Source organism: Odoribacter sp. (genome assembly GCF_985060555.1).
Window position 1 is genome coordinate 1 of sequence record NZ_CFKYFN010000024.1, and the last position, 15,650, is coordinate 15,650.

At 44.5% G+C, this 15,650-nt stretch carries 17 protein-coding genes; 12 read left to right on the top strand and 5 right to left on the bottom strand.

Going from position 1 to position 15,650, the window contains the following annotated elements; translation table 11 throughout:
* Positions 1-916 (top strand): sigma-54 interaction domain-containing protein (locus AC5RDS_RS02625; protein WP_494222199.1); only part of this gene is annotated, 916 nt, incomplete at its 5' end.
* Between the two features lie 30 nt (positions 917-946).
* On the opposite strand, the gene AC5RDS_RS02630 is transcribed toward AC5RDS_RS02625, so the two are convergent.
* Complete coding sequence (locus tag AC5RDS_RS02630; RefSeq protein WP_494222200.1) at positions 947-1,591, bottom strand: DUF5996 family protein; 645 nt, start codon at positions 1,589-1,591, stop codon at positions 947-949.
* 169 nt (positions 1,592-1,760) lie between these two features.
* Between AC5RDS_RS02630 and AC5RDS_RS02635 the strand changes: the two genes are divergently transcribed.
* The 10 genes from AC5RDS_RS02635 to AC5RDS_RS02680 all read left to right on the top strand — a co-directional run bounded on the left by AC5RDS_RS02635 (position 1,761) and on the right by AC5RDS_RS02680 (position 9,706).
* On the top strand, positions 1,761-2,888 hold the full coding sequence (locus AC5RDS_RS02635; protein WP_013613105.1) for a porin: 1,128 nt from the start codon (positions 1,761-1,763) through the stop codon (positions 2,886-2,888).
* Between the two features lie 13 nt (positions 2,889-2,901).
* Positions 2,902-3,543 carry an ABC transporter permease gene (locus AC5RDS_RS02640; protein ID WP_046404295.1) on the top strand — a complete coding sequence of 214 codons (642 nt, stop codon included), beginning with the start codon at positions 2,902-2,904 and terminating at the stop codon, positions 3,541-3,543.
* A gap of 2 nt (positions 3,544-3,545) precedes the next feature.
* Positions 3,546-4,433, top strand: a complete 888-nt coding sequence (locus AC5RDS_RS02645; RefSeq protein WP_041557494.1) for a glycine betaine ABC transporter substrate-binding protein — start codon at positions 3,546-3,548, stop codon at positions 4,431-4,433.
* 1 nt (position 4,434) lies between these two features.
* Positions 4,435-5,160, top strand: a complete 726-nt coding sequence (locus AC5RDS_RS02650; RefSeq protein ID WP_046405530.1) for an ATP-binding cassette domain-containing protein — start codon at positions 4,435-4,437, stop codon at positions 5,158-5,160.
* Positions 5,161-5,232: 72 nt separating this feature from the next.
* A complete protein-coding gene (locus tag AC5RDS_RS02655) occupies positions 5,233-5,946 on the top strand; it encodes an MBL fold metallo-hydrolase (RefSeq protein WP_046405303.1) in 714 nt (237 codons plus the stop codon).
* 14 nt (positions 5,947-5,960) lie between these two features.
* On the top strand, positions 5,961-6,335 hold the full coding sequence (locus tag AC5RDS_RS02660) for a VOC family protein (RefSeq protein WP_046405298.1): 375 nt from the start codon (positions 5,961-5,963) through the stop codon (positions 6,333-6,335).
* A gap of 472 nt (positions 6,336-6,807) precedes the next feature.
* Complete coding sequence (locus AC5RDS_RS02665) at positions 6,808-7,458, top strand: amino acid kinase family protein (protein WP_013613101.1); 651 nt, start codon at positions 6,808-6,810, stop codon at positions 7,456-7,458.
* A gap of 109 nt (positions 7,459-7,567) precedes the next feature.
* Entirely contained in the window at positions 7,568-8,533 is a 966-nt protein-coding gene (locus AC5RDS_RS02670; protein ID WP_013613100.1) for a hypothetical protein, read from the top strand.
* A gap of 16 nt (positions 8,534-8,549) precedes the next feature.
* On the top strand, positions 8,550-9,197 hold the full coding sequence (locus AC5RDS_RS02675) for a porin family protein (protein WP_046451289.1): 648 nt from the start codon (positions 8,550-8,552) through the stop codon (positions 9,195-9,197).
* 68 nt (positions 9,198-9,265) lie between these two features.
* Positions 9,266-9,706: a DoxX family protein gene (locus AC5RDS_RS02680; protein ID WP_013613098.1), complete on the top strand. Its 441-nt coding sequence runs from the start codon at positions 9,266-9,268 to the stop codon at positions 9,704-9,706.
* On the opposite strand, the gene AC5RDS_RS02685 is transcribed toward AC5RDS_RS02680, so the two are convergent.
* Positions 9,681-9,839, bottom strand: a complete 159-nt coding sequence (locus AC5RDS_RS02685) for a hypothetical protein (protein WP_013613097.1) — start codon at positions 9,837-9,839, stop codon at positions 9,681-9,683. The two genes, AC5RDS_RS02680 and AC5RDS_RS02685, sit on opposite strands and share 26 nt — an antisense overlap.
* A gap of 232 nt (positions 9,840-10,071) precedes the next feature.
* Here AC5RDS_RS02685 and AC5RDS_RS02690 point away from each other — a divergent pair, with 232 nt between their 5' ends.
* A complete protein-coding gene (locus tag AC5RDS_RS02690) occupies positions 10,072-10,185 on the top strand; it encodes a hypothetical protein (protein WP_013613096.1) in 114 nt (37 codons plus the stop codon).
* 84 nt (positions 10,186-10,269) lie between these two features.
* Here AC5RDS_RS02690 and AC5RDS_RS02695 read toward each other — a convergent pair whose 3' ends face one another.
* From AC5RDS_RS02695 to AC5RDS_RS02705, 3 genes are read right to left on the bottom strand one after another with little or no spacing between them, the layout of a single operon-like run.
* On the bottom strand, positions 10,270-11,406 hold the full coding sequence (locus tag AC5RDS_RS02695) for a FimB/Mfa2 family fimbrial subunit (RefSeq protein ID WP_493591997.1): 1,137 nt from the start codon (positions 11,404-11,406) through the stop codon (positions 10,270-10,272).
* Between the two features lie 32 nt (positions 11,407-11,438).
* A complete protein-coding gene (locus AC5RDS_RS02700; RefSeq protein WP_494222201.1) occupies positions 11,439-14,177 on the bottom strand; it encodes a FimB/Mfa2 family fimbrial subunit in 2,739 nt (912 codons plus the stop codon).
* 18 nt (positions 14,178-14,195) lie between these two features.
* Positions 14,196-15,014, bottom strand: coding sequence for a hypothetical protein (locus AC5RDS_RS02705; RefSeq protein ID WP_013613092.1), 819 nt, complete (start codon positions 15,012-15,014; stop codon positions 14,196-14,198).
* Positions 15,015-15,650: the final 636 nt, after the last annotated feature.

The following is a 15,650-nucleotide window of genomic DNA, read 5'->3' on the forward strand; positions in this document are numbered from 1 at the left end:
ATTCGCCCGTGACGGTTCCGCATTTCAGAAAATCATGCACCGTATAAGGCTGGTAGCCACTACCGATATGAGCGTGATGATATTCGGAGAGAACGGCACTGGCAAAGAGCATATTGCTCACCACCTGCACGACAAGAGCAAACGTGCAGGCAAGTCATTCGTGGCAGTGGACTGTGGCTCACTCACCAAAGAGCTTGCTCCATCGGCTTTCTTCGGACACGTTAAAGGTGCGTTCACGGGTGCGGACAATGCCAAGAAAGGATATTTCCATGAAGCGGAAGTCGGCACACTGTTTTTGGACGAGGTGGGCAACCTTGCGTTGGAAACCCAACAGATGCTGCTCCGTGCCATACAGGAAAGGCGTTATCGCCCCGTCGGTGACAAATCGGACAGGAATTTCAATGTCCGCATCATCGCCGCCACCAACGAAAATCTGGAAGCGGCAGTGAGTGAAAAGCGTTTCCGGCAGGATTTGCTCTACCGCCTGCATGATTTCGAGATAACCGTGCCACCGTTGCGCGAATGTCAGGAAGACATCATGCCATTGGCGGACTTCTTCCGTGAAATAGCCAATCAGGAATTGGAGTGCAATGTGAGCGGGTTCAGTTCCGAAGCCCGTAAAGCGTTGCTGACCCACGCGTGGCCGGGCAACGTGCGCGAGCTTCGGCAGAAAATCATGGGTGCGGTATTGCAGGCTCAGGAGGGAGTAGTCACGAAAAAGCATCTGGAACTTGCCGTGACGAAACCGACCTCACCCGTCAGTTTCGCCCTGCGCAATGACGCGGAGGATAAGGAACGGATATTGCGCGCTTTGAAACAGGCAAACGGCAACCGGAGTGGCGCCGCAGAACTGCTCGGAATAAGCAGGACGACACTCTACCGAAAGATGACAGAATACGGTTTGCTCAGATTTTGAAATCCAATAAATCAGAGAATATTATTTGGTTCATTCACAAATTCGCATTACCTTTGCGGCTGAAGAGTTATTTGAATGTAATGCGCTGCAGAATGCTGAAATAAGAACTGTTGCCATGTCATTACCTACTTTTTGAATTTTATGCAAAGCTCTCTCATTCTTAATATTTTGCAGATGCCATAGTGATTTTCCCCGGAAAGGGGCGAGAAAACGATTCAAGGCCCGATCGGCAAAAAGCATATTATCCAGCCACAACAACACTGCTTCCTTCTGATACGACCGATGTTTCCCGTCTTTATCCAGATCGACAGGATCATAAAATTCCTGTGATTTCACATCGATTCTGGCCGGCACATCGATTTGTTTCAATGCCGCCATAAACTGCCGGTAATAGTCTCCGACACTCTTCCCGTCCTCCAAGGCCACCTTTTCGGTTTTTCCGTTGTAATTCCGGAAGACCACCTGATCTTCGCGGAAATCGAAATTAATTTCAAAAGGCACAGGTGCCTCAGGAACGATTCCCGTCGAAATCCCGTCCAGGGTGAGATATTGCCTGATATGCGCCCATTCTGGCCGTTTCGCCCGATACAGCAATTTCACTTTACCACTCATTTGCAACAACATATGTAAAGTATCGGCTGTATCTTGCCAGTCTGTATAATTCAAAAAGTCCATGGCTTATATATCATCTGTCAGTGAGTTTATCGTTACCCCGAAAAAATGGTTCTGTATTTAATACAATTTAACAGGACCATGGTAAGGGAAGAAACTTTCCTCCGAAAAAATCCGTTATACCGGGATAACGATTGTAGGGCAAAGCCAGTGACATTAAATTCAGGACACAATGAAATACTATTTTATATTTTGCTTGTACCTTATTTTTATTTTACCCTTATCCGCCCAGGAAAGAAAAGAACGTCCGCAATTCAAACTCGGAGGAGCCTTAAGGTTCAATTATAACTTTTCGGATTGGAACTCAGGACATCGCGACCGGGGAGGCGATCTGGGTTACGATGTGTTTATGCTTCGTCCGACAGCCTCTTACAAAGGTTTTCTGCTGGATGCCGATTGCCGGTTTTACAGTACGGCTTTCGGTGGATTTATGCTCAAATACGGTTGGATCGGGTATCGGTTTTCTGAAAAAAATCACCTCGAAATCGGTTTGACTAAAGTGCCTTTCGGACTCCAACCCGGAAGTGGTAACAACTTTTTCCTCCAAATCTCCTATTATGTCGGTCTCGAAGACGATGCCGATATGGGGGTTAAATTCGTTCATTCCGACGAACATTGGAAATATGCCTTAGCTTTTTTCAAAAATGCCGATGAACTGTTGTTCGGAGCAAATTCCGAGACTTCCGACGATCGTTATGGTTACGATGTGGCCGGCAGGAACAAAGAAATCAACCAACTCAACGCACAACTGATCTACAAATACGGCAATCAGGTCGAACACCAGGTCGGATGCTCCGCCGAATTCGGCCAACTCTACAACATCGATACCCGAAGTAACGGTTCCCATTTCGCCTTTGCCCTACACTACATGTTCGACTGGCACCGCCTAAATTTCAAAGCCCAGGTATCTACTTATGCCATGTACCCCAAAAATGCTCCCGGAGAAGACCGGAATCTGGTCGTAATGACGGCTTACGGAGCTCCTTATCTGGTTGCTGCCAAAGCCAACATATACACCCTGAGTATTTCCCATACCTTCCCGATCGGTTGGAAATGGCTCGGCAACATCATGATGTACCATGATGTCGGCATTATCCAAAAATGGCATACCGATTTCAACAATAGTTTTCAAAATGTATACGGTTTTTTACTGAACATGGGTCCGGTCCAGACCTATATCGATTATGCGATGGGCAAACACCAGGCTTGGATCGGACCGGACCGGGACGCTTTCGGACCCGGAATCGGAAGCAATTCCTGGCATGCCCGTTTTAATATAAACATCGGTTATTATTTCTAAATCTGCCTCTGCTATGATTCAGGAACTATTCCAACTTTACGCCGATCGGTGGCAATTCTTTTTAAAGCTCACCCTGCAACATCTGGAAATCTCATTGATAGCCATCGTCGCTGCCTTGTGTATCGGCTTGAGCCTGGGAATTCTGATCAGCAGTTACCGTCGTTCGAGTAGCCTGGTTTTGGGACTGACAAACTTCATGTACACCATCCCTTCCATCGCATTATTCGGTTTTCTGATTCCCTTCTCAGGCATCGGAGACACGACAGCCATTTTTGCCCTGACCGTCTATGCTTTACTCCCGATGGTCCGCAACACCTATACCGGTATCACCGGCATCGACCGGGAGATCATCGAAGCCGCCCGCGGGATGGGAAGTACCCCGTTTCAGATTCTTTATAAAATCCAGATTCCGCTTGCCTTTCCGGTGATCCTCTCCGGTCTTCGGAATATGGTGGTGATGACTATCGCACTTGCCGGCATTGCTGCTTTCATCGGAGCGGGAGGATTAGGTGTCGCCATCTACCGGGGCATCACGACCAACAATGGGGTGCTCACCGTGGCCGGCAGCCTTCTGATCGCCGTTTTAGCCCTACTCACCGATTGGGGTATAGGCTGTTACGAAACCCACATCAAAAAGAAACGCAAACTGATATGACCATGAAAAGAGATTTACTACTACTCCCCCTGCTCGCCTTTTTTCTCCTGACAACAGCTTGCAAAGACAGGAAAAATACGATCCGTATCGCCACCAAACCGATGACCGAACAGTTCATCCTGGGAGAAATGTTAAAACTATTGATCGAACAAGATACCGGTCTCGCGGTAGAAATCACCAAAGGGATAGGAGGCGGCACCAGCAATATCCATCCGGCTATGTTAAAAGGTGAATTCGATATCTACCCTGAATATACCGGGACGGGTTGGCTCGTGGTATTGAAAAAAGACAGTTTACTACCTCCGGACACCCTATACGAGACTTTGAAAAAAGAATACGAACAAAAATTCCATTTAAAATGGCTGAGTCCGTATGGATTCGACAACACCTACAGTCTGGCGGTCGGCGAACCTTTGGCTAAGAAATACGACCTGACCCGGTTCTCCGACTTAGCGCGCTATCCCGACCAATTTATTTTCGGAGCGGAATACGATTTTTTCGAAATTCACGAAGGCTACGAAGCCCTCTGTCAGTATTACGACCTGAAATTCAAAAAGACCCGCGATATGGATATCGGATTAAAATACGAAGCCATTAAATCGGGGAAAGTCGATGTAATGAATATCTTTACCACAGACGGGCAACTGAATGGAGCCAACCTCACTGTATTGAAAGACGATAAAAACTTTTTTCCTTCCTATTACTGTACCACCGTCATCCGTGAAGAGACTTTAAAGGCACATCCCGAATTAGAACAAACGCTGGAAAAAATGAAAGGAATATTGACAAACGCCGAAATGGCCGAACTGAACTACGAGGTCGATATTGCCGGCCGACCGGAACAAACCGTCGCTGCCGATTTTCTGAAAAAGAAAGGATTATTGAGATAGCATGAATGATATCATACGTTTCGAACAAGTGACGAAAGCTTACGGGGATCAGGTGATTCTGAAAGCATTCGATCTGAAGATCCGCAAAGGTGAATTTCTGACTGTCATCGGTAGCTCCGGAAGCGGAAAGACTACGATGCTCAAGCTTATCAACGGATTATCGGCCCCGACTCAGGGCAAAATATATATCGACGGGAAAGACATATCGCAAGAGAACCAAACTCTTCTACGCCGCAATATCGGCTATGTCATCCAGGGAATCGGACTGTTTCCTCACATGACTGTCCGGAAAAATATCGCTTATGTACCGAGCCTGCTTAACCAGCACGACAAAGAACGTACCCGCAAAGCTGTAGAACGACTCATCGGAGTCGTCGGTCTGGAACAGGAAATGCTCGACCGTTATCCCTCGGAACTCTCCGGAGGACAACGCCAGCGAGTAGGAATTGCACGCGCCCTGGCCGCCAATCCAGACATCCTGCTCATGGACGAACCGTTCGGAGCCGTCGACGAAATCACCCGAAAAATGTTGCAGGCCGAAATTACCCGTATTCACCGCGAACTGGGAGTGACCATCGTTTTTATCACACACGATATCCGGGAAGCATTGACACTCGGAACCCGTATCATAGTTATGAAAGACGGGCACATCGAACAAGACGGAACACCGGAAGAAATCTGTAAACACCCCGAAACCGAATTCGTAAAACAACTGATCATGGATTGAGATGAGCTTACTTTTTTTATAGAGAACAAAATTTATTCATCCAAATAAATATATATTTGCTACATGAAACCGATGCGACTTATTTATATCTACCACAGTGGCTTTATTATTGAAAGCAAAGAATTTGCCATTTTGATCGATTATTATCGGGATACCCCGGAGTTTTATGTACACCGGCACTTTTTGAAACGCCCCGGAAGGCTGTATATTCTGTCTTCCCATGCCCACCCGGACCATTTCAACCCGGAAATACTCTCCTGGAAACCGGAAAGACCGGACATCCGGTATATCCTGTCCGAAGATATCCGCGACAGCCAAAAAGCGTGTTTTCACGATGCCATTTTCCTAAAAAAAGGAGAAGAATGGAACGATGATCTATTAAAAATCAAAGCCTTCGGTTCTACCGACATCGGCATTTCTTTTCTGCTCGATGTCGCAGATAAGCGCATTTTTCATGCCGGCGACCTGAACAACTGGCATTGGGAGGAGGAATCCACCCCAGAAGAAATCAGAGAAGCCGCAAACTTTTATCATCAGGAACTGGAAACTCTGGCCCGGGAAACCGACTATGTCGATTTAGCCCTTTTTCCTGTCGATCCGCGTTTAGGCAAGGATTACACCCGGGGAGGCCGGGAATTTGTCGACCGGATCCGTACCCTGCAATTCGCTCCTATGCACTTTTGGGAAAAATACGAAAAAGCGAATGCTTTCCGGGAGTATGTCGAAAAGCGTGGCGGAAGATTTCTGGCGATCGGAAAACCAGGAGAAGAAAAAACGATAAACTAATTTAATTTTACACAATGGAAATAAAAGGAAGATTCGATCATTTCAATTTCAATGTACTGGATTTAGAAAAAAGTATCCGGTTTTATGAAAAAGCTTTGGGATTGAAAGAAGTACGGAGGAAAACCGCCTCCGACGGTTCTTTTATCCTCGTCTATATGGGAGACGGGGAAACGTCTTTCACCCTCGAATTGACCTGGCTGCGCGATCGGAAAGAACCTTACGATCTGGGAGAAGGAGAGTATCACCTTTGCCTGCGTGTCCCGGGAGATTATGATAAAGTGAGAGCATTCCACAAAGAAATGGGATGTGTATGCTACGAAAATACCGACATGGGCCTCTATTTTATCTGCGATCCCGATGGATATTGGATCGAAATATTACCTCTATAGGTACATCGAAACAGAACACACTTCACCCGGATTTCCGAAAATTCGATGAAATCCGGATACTAATTATGCATAGGCTCCCGACGATTACAACGTCATTTTCCACTTTTTCGTGTTTAAATTCAGAAGGAAAATATACTTGTTGTTAAATTTCAGCGTGTGACGTCAAAAAAATTGCCGGATATTTGTTATTCGAAAATATTTCCTTTAGTTTTGTTTTTGTTATGAAGATCGAAAGGCAACATATTATTCTGAATTGCCGGACTGTTTGTCAGCCGGAGGATCGGATTTTGTCTGTTTCGTTCTCTGCTGTTTCTATTATTACTACCACTACAACAACAACTATTACCCCTATGGGGGTTTAAGTTGTCATATCACCAATCTGTATATCCGTATATTATTCCGGCCGAGGCTGCCGGAGGTTGGCTTTTCAGGATTCTAATCTAAAGTTTATCGTTTAAAAATTTCAAAAGGTATGTTAGTCATGAAATTCAAGGGTGCTGTCCTTCAGAATCAGGAAACCCTGGCAGAAATTAAAAATAGAATAAAAGAGCAGAATTGTTGTAGTATTGTAGTGGTATCGGCTTTAAAGGGCGTGATGCCCCGTTTGCGGCAGTTGTATGGGTTGAGTTTGCGGAGAGGAGCAGGATTTGAAAATGAGTTCAATGAATTAAAACAGGTTCATGAACAATTGGCTTATGAGCTTTTAGCCGGACGGAAGCTCGAAGAGTATAAAGTTGAATTGCAGAAGGAATTGAACGATTTGTACGGTATTCTGCATCATGTCGGAGTATTGCGTGAATCTTCTCATTGTATGAAGGATTATATCCTGGCTAAGGGAGATATTCTGGCTTCTCTGTTGTTCAGCAAATTGTTCGATCAGGCGGAATGGCACGATTCACGTAATTTTATGCTGACGGATGGGAATTTCGGTGCTCCGGAAGTGTTGTGGGAAGAGAGTTGCCGGGCTGCCCGGCAGGAATTCAGGGGGCTTCGGGGAATGGCCGTTGTTCCGGGGTATTGCGGGAAGACCGAAGCAGGTTACACCATCTCTATGGGAAGAGTAGGGCTGTCACTTACAGCTGCAGTCCTGGAGGCTGCTTTTCAACAAGTGAAAGTGGCCTGATGCCCTATAGACGGCAGAAAAGCATTTTAAAACAATTTGTCCGGAACTCCATGAATTGAAGAAAATCCTTCTAACTTTGTGATATTTAACAGAACACAAAATCGGTTGTATGAAAAGTTATTCGTGGATTCTAATTCTGGTATTGTTCCTGAGCGGATTCTCTTCCTGTCATTCAGACGCGGAAAGATATAAAGATATTTTGCGGGAAGGTTCCTGGTATGTTTACGATATCGATTATTCTTATAAGCTGTATGATGATTTCGAGACGCCGGAATTATTCGATTTTTTCCATTATTTGCTGGATGAGAGAAACCTGTTGTTTTTGCCGGGAGATGAGCTGATGTTTTCCAAAAGAAGGATCGATGTCAATTGTCCGGACGGCGATCGGTTCGGTTACGATTATTACTACAGTGGTGATTATATCCGGATCGGCCGGGACGGTGATTATATGGATTTGTTTCCTCAGGGGGATATGAATGCTCTGACATTGACTCTCGATCGGATAGGGTTGGAGAATTTGTTGTCGTACTGGGCGCCAGTAGATGAATATTATGCTTATTTGCTGGAGGCAGCTTACCGTAATCTGTATGATTTTCACATCACTTATCATTTGCAGCGTCCTATCCCGGAGATGGCGCAGGTGATGCCGGGGATATATATCGGACCGATGTACGACGGGAATCAGCAACTGATGAATGAAGCCGCTACGGTCAATCTGTTTTGGGAGAAAGGACAGATGAATATGACCCTGGACGATAAAGTGATCCTGGAAGACGAGAATGGTCCGGGACCTCAGTTTTATGTCGATATAGCCGGGCTACAGGTCGATAAAGGACGTACGCCGGGAAGTTATGTGTTTACCGGAGAGCAATCGTTTACCGATCGCCAATACGGACCGGTGGAAGTCCGGATCAGGGAAGGGCGTTATAATGCTGCGGGGACAGTGGCTGTGTGGCTGGAGATTGTCTGGAATGAAAATGTATATGAGCTGGATTTCCAGAAAGGAGTACGGCAATGGGATTTCCAGAGTTTGAAAGTCAAATCGTCGGAAAAAACGATCATTCTGAAAAAATAATGGTTTCGGCTTTGATATGAAAGGAATTGTTTTTTGTCTTTTGGGTTTATTGATCGGGGTGGAAAGTTCCGGGCAGTTGGTCAGGCGTAAGGATTATGATCTGGCGGTGGCCCTGCAGGCCGGTGGCGGAACGTCGGTGGGAATTCCTTTCCGCGATGTCCGGATGTTTGTTGTGCCGGTCGGTGGATTGAAGATGACTATTCCTTTTACCCGGAAATGGTTTTTGGGTACGGAAGTCAATTATGCAGACCATCGGTTCGATAGCCGGTATGCCCCAGGGGAAAATACAGACCGGAAGCAGAAGGTACGGTTTCGGCTAAAGGAACTACAACTTCCGGTATATCTTAAATATATGCTGAACTGTTACCGGGCATCTTTGCTTTTCGGTGGATATGCCGGTTATTATTTTCAAAATAAATCCGGGGTATCGGGACCGGATCCGGCTGTCGCTTTAGACGATGAAACGGAGAAATGGAATGCCGGCCTGACTTTCGGCTATGAATACCGGATCGTGAAACATCTGAATGTGATGTGCCGGGTGAGTGCCGGCCTGAATGATCTGATGCATTCCAGGGGAATTTCGGGTAAGAATGTATTTCCTTTACAAGCCTGTATAACCGTTAGTTATGATATTTTCCGGGTAGGAGATTGTGGATGTGATTAAAGGGGTAAAGAATAAATGACGAACTTTAGGAAACCTTTTTCCGTAGAAAGATAAAAAAAGTTTGTTTTATGAAAGAGTTGTTATTGAAATTAGTAGCTTCTGACCGGAAACATCTGGACGGAGCTTTACTTTTCCTGCGTTTGTTTATAGGAGGAATGATGTTGAGTCATGGGTGGGCGAAATTAGCGTCCTTTTCGACTTTAAGCGCTACTTTTCCCGATCCTTTAGGCGTGGGTAGCACCTTATCGCTCCTATTGATTCTATTTGCAGAGGTGGGATGTTCGTGTTTGCTGATCTTCGGGTTAATGACCCGGTTGGCTGCTCTCCCCTTGATGTTCGGAATGCTGATGGCTTTTTTCGTTATTCATGGTGCCGATCCTTTTGCAGTGAGAGAGTTGCCTTTACTTTATCTGGGCGTGTATGTATTTTTGCTGTGGGGCGGAGCCGGCAGCTATTCCCTGGACGAATGGATCCGGCGAAGGATTATTCACCGGGAGATTGCTCGATAAGTGCCGGAACATCGGTAGTCCCGAGTTCTTCGTCTTCGACGATAAGCGTACGGGCAAAAAGCCAGTAAAGCAATAATACACAGATGACAATGACTCCGATAGTCAGCCAGATGTTATTTTTTCTTTTTTTCATGTCTTTGATTTTTTTATTTGAACGATGAAAGCTTATACTTGGTTGCTGGAAAATGACAAATCTTCATGAAAAAAAGGCAGGATTTGTGTCAAAGGCCGATGTAAACATTTTTTTTTGTTTCTGGCATAAGATTTGCCTAAGCGGAGAATGAGCAGTCCAGCTATTTTTAATAACCGTTGACTACTCCTATTTATGATCAATTTATTTAACCATTTAAAATGAGAATAGAGCCATGGGAGCAGCTGGAAACAAAAAACCGAAAGGCATGAAGAAAAAACATGAAGCCAGTTATATGGCAGAGGAAACAAATCAGGAAATCATGCCTAAAAAAGGGAAGAAAAAATAGAGAGAGGATTGAAAGAATCCGTTAACCGGATTTAAAAAGTTACCGGCAGTTCAAAAAAGATTTTTGAACTGCCGGTGTATTTTGTTATCGGAGTTGAAGGTTAGTACTGTCGAAAGTGACCTGTTCATCTTCTCCTTGTTGCCAATCGTTCGCTTGTCCGCCGGGAGTGATGAAATCTTCTTTGGTACCGATTTCAATATCCTCTTCATTTCCTGTCGTCCAGTCTTCGGGAGTCAGGTCGGGATCGATATCGGTTTCCTGCTTTGTGATATCGTCCGGCGTGACGTTTTCTTTCTTGCCTTCTTCGTTCTTCACCTCCACTTCACTGACAGAAATATTGATTTTTCCGGTTTCTGCAGGATCCGATTCGACGGATAGGTTGAGTGACACCTCGGTGTTGGGCTGGGTCGTAGCAGGCACTTCCAGCAATTGGGCAGCCAATACCTGTCCGGTTTCGTCCCGGGCAATAATATTGCATTGAATTTTCTTTTCAATTTCTCCTGTTGTATTCACGATGGTGACATTCAGGAAAATACTGTATTGCTTTCCGGTTTCGGCCGCTTTGGTGATGGCTCCGGCTTTCATCGTAACGAAGACAGTGCCTGGTTCGGTCCATTTATCGTCACCGAATCCGAACATCGTACCGACTCCGGGTACGAGGACCCCGGCATCGGAAATCTGACCGGAATAATCGGTTAGCTGCACTTTCGTGGCAGATAGAGTCCGTTTTACGCTTAAGCCGACCGTCAGGTCTTTGTCGTCGACCGTCAGAGTACTTTTAGCGAACATCACATCTCCCAAAGGAGTGTAATGGGTGGCTCCTTCTGCTTTTGTCAATTGTACAGACATGCCGGAAAGTGGCGTACCGATTGTTTCGGAGGAAATATTCCCGTCTTCCGGAACATTCCCGACCAGCACAACGGTATAATTTCCTTTTTCCAATTCGATGGCTTTGAGAGCATCTGCGGAAGTGTATTTATTTACGGATACCAATTTCTGGTCTTTGTCGTACAAATAGAGGCGCAAATGAGTTAATGCAGTTTTCAGGTCATTGTCCTGAACACCGTTTATATCACTTTTCAGTGCAAAGGACACTTTGGCTTTGGTTGCTCCGGGTTCAGGTCCGGGTTCCGGATCGTCTGCGCTACCGCCTGATCCGCCGCAACTCTGCAATCCGAATGCCAGTGATAAAATCAGAAATAAATAGAATATCTTTTTCACTTTGATTCAGTTTAATGTTAACATTTATTCATTTAACCGGCATAAGGAACCGTTATCAATTGTCCGTTCTCATCGTATACCGGATTTTCTGCCAGATAATTTTTCAATGTTTTAGCCGCTTCGGTCATCTCTTCTGTCGTTGCGAATTCGGTTTGACCGGTAAGTTCAACGATCAAACGGTATTTTATGGCAGAGTATTCGCCCAGGTAACGTTCTCCGAGTTGATTCCACCAAACCGGTTTCAAAATTACTTGTTCGTAAGGTTGGTAAACATAGAAATCGCGGCGATGAGATCCGGCTATGAAGGAGAAATTGAAATAACGGCTGTTGTTGTATTCTTCAATTCCCTGATTTGCGTCAACGGTAAGGATAACAGTAGCATTCCCATTTCCCGTGGTTCGGGAGAAATGGATGTATTCACTATCGCCTTCGCTAATTTCAACAACCCAATCGGTATTACTCTCGACGGTCAGCCGGCAAGTATCCCCTGCAGCAGAGAATGTAGAGATATATCCGGGAGTGATTTTAAGAAGGATACCGTCCGGAACAAAATCGGAATCTGATTCGATATCGACCCGTAAACTGTTGTTGTTGTATTTTTCCAATAGTTTTTCGGGAAGTTTACCGTTTAAATCAGGATTCCCCCATAAATTCAGACTAGTCAGATTAATAAGTCCGTCCAGAGAAGCAGGAACAGTGGTGAGCCCGCAATTTTCCAGACTTAAATCGGTGATCGTGGTCATTGTACCGATCCAATCCGGGAACCCGTTTTTACTGAATACCGGCGAGGAAATACCCAGTGAAGTGAGGGATAAATTCCTGATCGGTTCGATTTGTACAGGTTGCAGATCGGTATTACAGATCCCCAACTTTGTGAGTGAACTCAGATTCAGAGACGACGGAAACTGAAGATTGTTGAATCCTATGAGCGTCAGCTCGTTCAATTGTGAACAGTTCCATAAACTGGCCGGGAAAGTATTGTTATTTATATTCATCTCGGCTTCGAGTTCCAGTACTCTGAGATTGCTCAATTTCGTGAAATCGGTTTCTATGGTGATGCCCTTTTTATTAAATCCAGCGAGACCGATATATTCCAGTTGGGTGAGATCGGCGATATGGGCCGGGAACACTGTCGTATTCGAATAGACAACCAGATAACGTAAATTTGCCGGAAATACCGGAAGTGTATTTTCATCTGTACAGCTGATGGATAATTGTTCCAGCGTAGTCATATCTTTCAGGAATGCCGGAATCTCTGTCAGCGGATTATCATCGAAATTGAAAATCTTTAGTGCTGTCAATTGTTTAAAAGATTCCGGCAGACTCCATGAAACACCCAGTTCTTCATCAGGAGTAGTTGTGTCGCTCATTGTCCCGGCAATCGCTTTGGTTGCGTAGTTACCTAAGTACTTGAGTTCGTCGTATCCGATTCCGACAACCCGTCCTTCCTCGTTCAGGGTAACCCCTTCCCATAAACTGATCTTTTGGCCTGCCCGTTTCCATTGTAAAGCGTAATCATTGTCGGCAGGTAAAGCATCCCGTAAATCGAACATAGCCTGACGGTCGGTTTCCGATACTGTAGGTAGCGCCGGTAAATGAAGACAGGCTGTTCCGTTTTCATCGATTACCAGGGTTTGCGGGTTACACATTCTGATATCATAAAGTGTCGTACCCAGGCTGTCCAGACAAACGAAATCGGTTATGGTATATTCCCCATCGCTTAATTTTTCCCGGCCAAAGAAAGACTGTGTAATTAACAGGGTATCCTTATCCGATGAACATCGGGGACTATGGAAATAAACTGTCTGGTCGGTCTTTTTATTTTTAATCGACAGGTGGATATTCCGGATACTACCTACGTTCATTTGGTCAGCAAAAGTAAGGTGGAGATGTACGGTATCCAATAAAAGCATTTCATTGGCGGTCACATCTTCTGAAATAGTCGCTCCCCAGGGAGTAGTTTCCATATCGAAGGTGATGTTCCAAATCCCTCCGGTCAGGTTAGAGGTGGCATGAATGGTATGGATTTTATTGGCTTCTACTTTATTCTTCAAAGGAATGTCAAATGTTTTAACGCCTTCGTTGCTTTCCAGTACAAATTCGAGTGAAGCGACAGAATCCGTGGTGGGGAAAGTGATGGCCTGACCGACATATACACCGTCCTGTTTTTTAGCCATCGGGATATTCAGCTTGACGCTTTCTCCTTCGGCTTCTCCGTTGAACCGGATCTTTTCAGGAGATCCGGTTAAAGCGACCGATTTCACAGTTACATCGTTGCCGATCCCTTTGAGTTCGATATCCATGCGTCCCACAAGGCGTTGCAGGGCGGCATTACTCTTGCTGTCTTTTCCAACGGTGAGGGTATCGATGCCTTTGAAAATACTTCCGGCACTTAAAACATTACCTTCCGATTCCTCCAGAGAGAGGGTGATGTCTTCTAATTTCTTATCTTCCTGAATACCGCTGATTAAATCCGATTTGATGTTGGAAAGATAAGCGAAAGTATACTGTCCGATAGGAAGTTTGACCGGAGAGACACTTTTCAGATTTTCGTATTCGCTATGTCTGACGAAATTTCCTGTTTCGTCGTAGATAAGCACATGAAAGGTTTCGACGATATTACTTAATTCCTCTGCGCTGAGGTTAGCCTGAGCTCCGCTGAAATTCAGTTGTACTCCTCCTTCAGGGACTGTCGTGAGCGTATCTTCCTTTTGACAGGAACAAAAAAGAACACTCCAAAGCAGAACGATGCTATAGGTTATTTTTTTCATATCTTGATTCTTTTTGGATTATAAAACGCTTACTTCTTCTTCGAGTGTTAACTGCCAATCTTCGGCTCCACTTTTCGTTATGGCTTTTTTCCGGAGCATGAAATTCAATTCGAGTTTTTTGTTGGCTTCGACTGCATTTTTACCGGTAAACTCGAATATTCTGGGATTGTAATTACCGTCTGCGTCATAACTATCGATTACTATCTGACCTTTTACTACTCCATTGGTCGGGAAAATATAGTTCCAGGAATTGTCTGTTGGAATATATTTGCCATAGTATTCAAGTTCACCTTCATAATTTCCTAAATAGATTTCTGCAGGGGAATTTGTAATATAGCAATCGGGGGTATTTTGTATATTTAAAGAGTCTAAATTGGTGATATTAACTTTAATTCCACCGACTAATCTTTGGAGTTCAAACTTCTTTTCTCCTGAGATGGGGTCTGCTTTCAATACTCCACCGAATAAGTTACCGGATGTATTTTCGTGTTTTTCGATCCCGATGCAGTCCCGATAAAAGACCATATGATCTTTCAACTCTTCGAGAGAACCCGAACAAGCTATCGTAATAAAGGTGTAAGGTTCCGGCTCCAGATCCTGGAATGCAACCGGATCTCCCCAAGCCAACTCTTGTTGAAAATAGATCGGTTTGACCGGAGTCGAACTCTCGGGGAAATAGAATAAGAACAAGGAATCGATTCCCGATTGATAAATAGAATCTGTGCTATACAGGGATAAGGCAAAATTTTTTCCGGTAACGACCGGTTGCTCTTCCTGTGTCTCTGTCGAACAAGAAAAGAGAGAACACAAGATGATAAAAAACAGTAATTTCTTCATGGTCTGTGATTTTGCAAGATTAAACGAACGATTATATTAGCGTAATAACTTGTCAAATCGTATTTATGCGCAAATTTTTGTATAAAATTGACGGCTAGATGTTTAGTTTGTATAAATTTTTCATACATTTGTCTCACATTTTGTATTTTATTTAACCCAAATAATCGTCTATTTTTTTTGTTACAACTATTATAGCGGTTAGATCTGATTTCTGTAACTGTCGTAACTAAAAAATTCCAGGATTTATTTTTTCTTTCTATTCCGATTCCGGGTTTTGTGCCGTCAGCACTACAAGTCAAAGGAAGGAGAAGGAAAGTTTTATTGAATGAAAGGACAGGCCCCTATCGGAGCAGGAATACCTGAGTTACCTAACCGGATTTTTATAAAACACTGATTTACAAGCAAAATCTTAATATGAGGGGTTCAGAAAATATCTGTTTTGTAGGAGTTCATATTTTTAAGGTCGCCGTTCGTTTCCCATGAAGTGCTAGCATCAGTCGAAGGTATTTGTGTTCGGTGACCATTGGAGCTCTGGCGAGTGGTATCTTACTTTTTTCTGAACGCCCTGGTGTCTGACGGAAATGTAACGTAAAGTTTTTTTGCGAAGTGAGGAGTTCCGCCGGTCAGTGAAAGAAA

What these genes read in the sequence shown, in the direction of transcription:
- AC5RDS_RS02630 (WP_494222200.1), bottom strand. Translation starts at nt 1,591, where the DNA reads ATGGACTTTTTGAATTATACAGACTGGCAAGATACAGCCGATACTTTA.
- AC5RDS_RS02635 (WP_013613105.1), top strand. Translation starts at nt 1,761, where the DNA reads ATGAAATACTATTTTATATTTTGCTTGTACCTTATTTTTATTTTACCC.
- AC5RDS_RS02640 (WP_046404295.1), top strand. Translation starts at nt 2,902, where the DNA reads ATGATTCAGGAACTATTCCAACTTTACGCCGATCGGTGGCAATTCTTT.
- AC5RDS_RS02645 (WP_041557494.1), top strand. Translation starts at nt 3,546, where the DNA reads ATGAAAAGAGATTTACTACTACTCCCCCTGCTCGCCTTTTTTCTCCTG.
- AC5RDS_RS02650 (WP_046405530.1), top strand. Translation starts at nt 4,435, where the DNA reads ATGAATGATATCATACGTTTCGAACAAGTGACGAAAGCTTACGGGGAT.
- AC5RDS_RS02655 (WP_046405303.1), top strand. Translation starts at nt 5,233, where the DNA reads ATGCGACTTATTTATATCTACCACAGTGGCTTTATTATTGAAAGCAAA.
- AC5RDS_RS02660 (WP_046405298.1), top strand. Translation starts at nt 5,961, where the DNA reads ATGGAAATAAAAGGAAGATTCGATCATTTCAATTTCAATGTACTGGAT.
- AC5RDS_RS02665 (WP_013613101.1), top strand. Translation starts at nt 6,808, where the DNA reads ATGTTAGTCATGAAATTCAAGGGTGCTGTCCTTCAGAATCAGGAAACC.
- AC5RDS_RS02670 (WP_013613100.1), top strand. Translation starts at nt 7,568, where the DNA reads ATGAAAAGTTATTCGTGGATTCTAATTCTGGTATTGTTCCTGAGCGGA.
- AC5RDS_RS02675 (WP_046451289.1), top strand. Translation starts at nt 8,550, where the DNA reads ATGAAAGGAATTGTTTTTTGTCTTTTGGGTTTATTGATCGGGGTGGAA.
- AC5RDS_RS02680 (WP_013613098.1), top strand. Translation starts at nt 9,266, where the DNA reads ATGAAAGAGTTGTTATTGAAATTAGTAGCTTCTGACCGGAAACATCTG.
- AC5RDS_RS02685 (WP_013613097.1), bottom strand. Translation starts at nt 9,839, where the DNA reads ATGAAAAAAAGAAAAAATAACATCTGGCTGACTATCGGAGTCATTGTC.
- AC5RDS_RS02690 (WP_013613096.1), top strand. Translation starts at nt 10,072, where the DNA reads ATGGGAGCAGCTGGAAACAAAAAACCGAAAGGCATGAAGAAAAAACAT.
- AC5RDS_RS02700 (WP_494222201.1), bottom strand. Translation starts at nt 14,177, where the DNA reads ATGAAAAAAATAACCTATAGCATCGTTCTGCTTTGGAGTGTTCTTTTT.
- AC5RDS_RS02705 (WP_013613092.1), bottom strand. Translation starts at nt 15,014, where the DNA reads ATGAAGAAATTACTGTTTTTTATCATCTTGTGTTCTCTCTTTTCTTGT.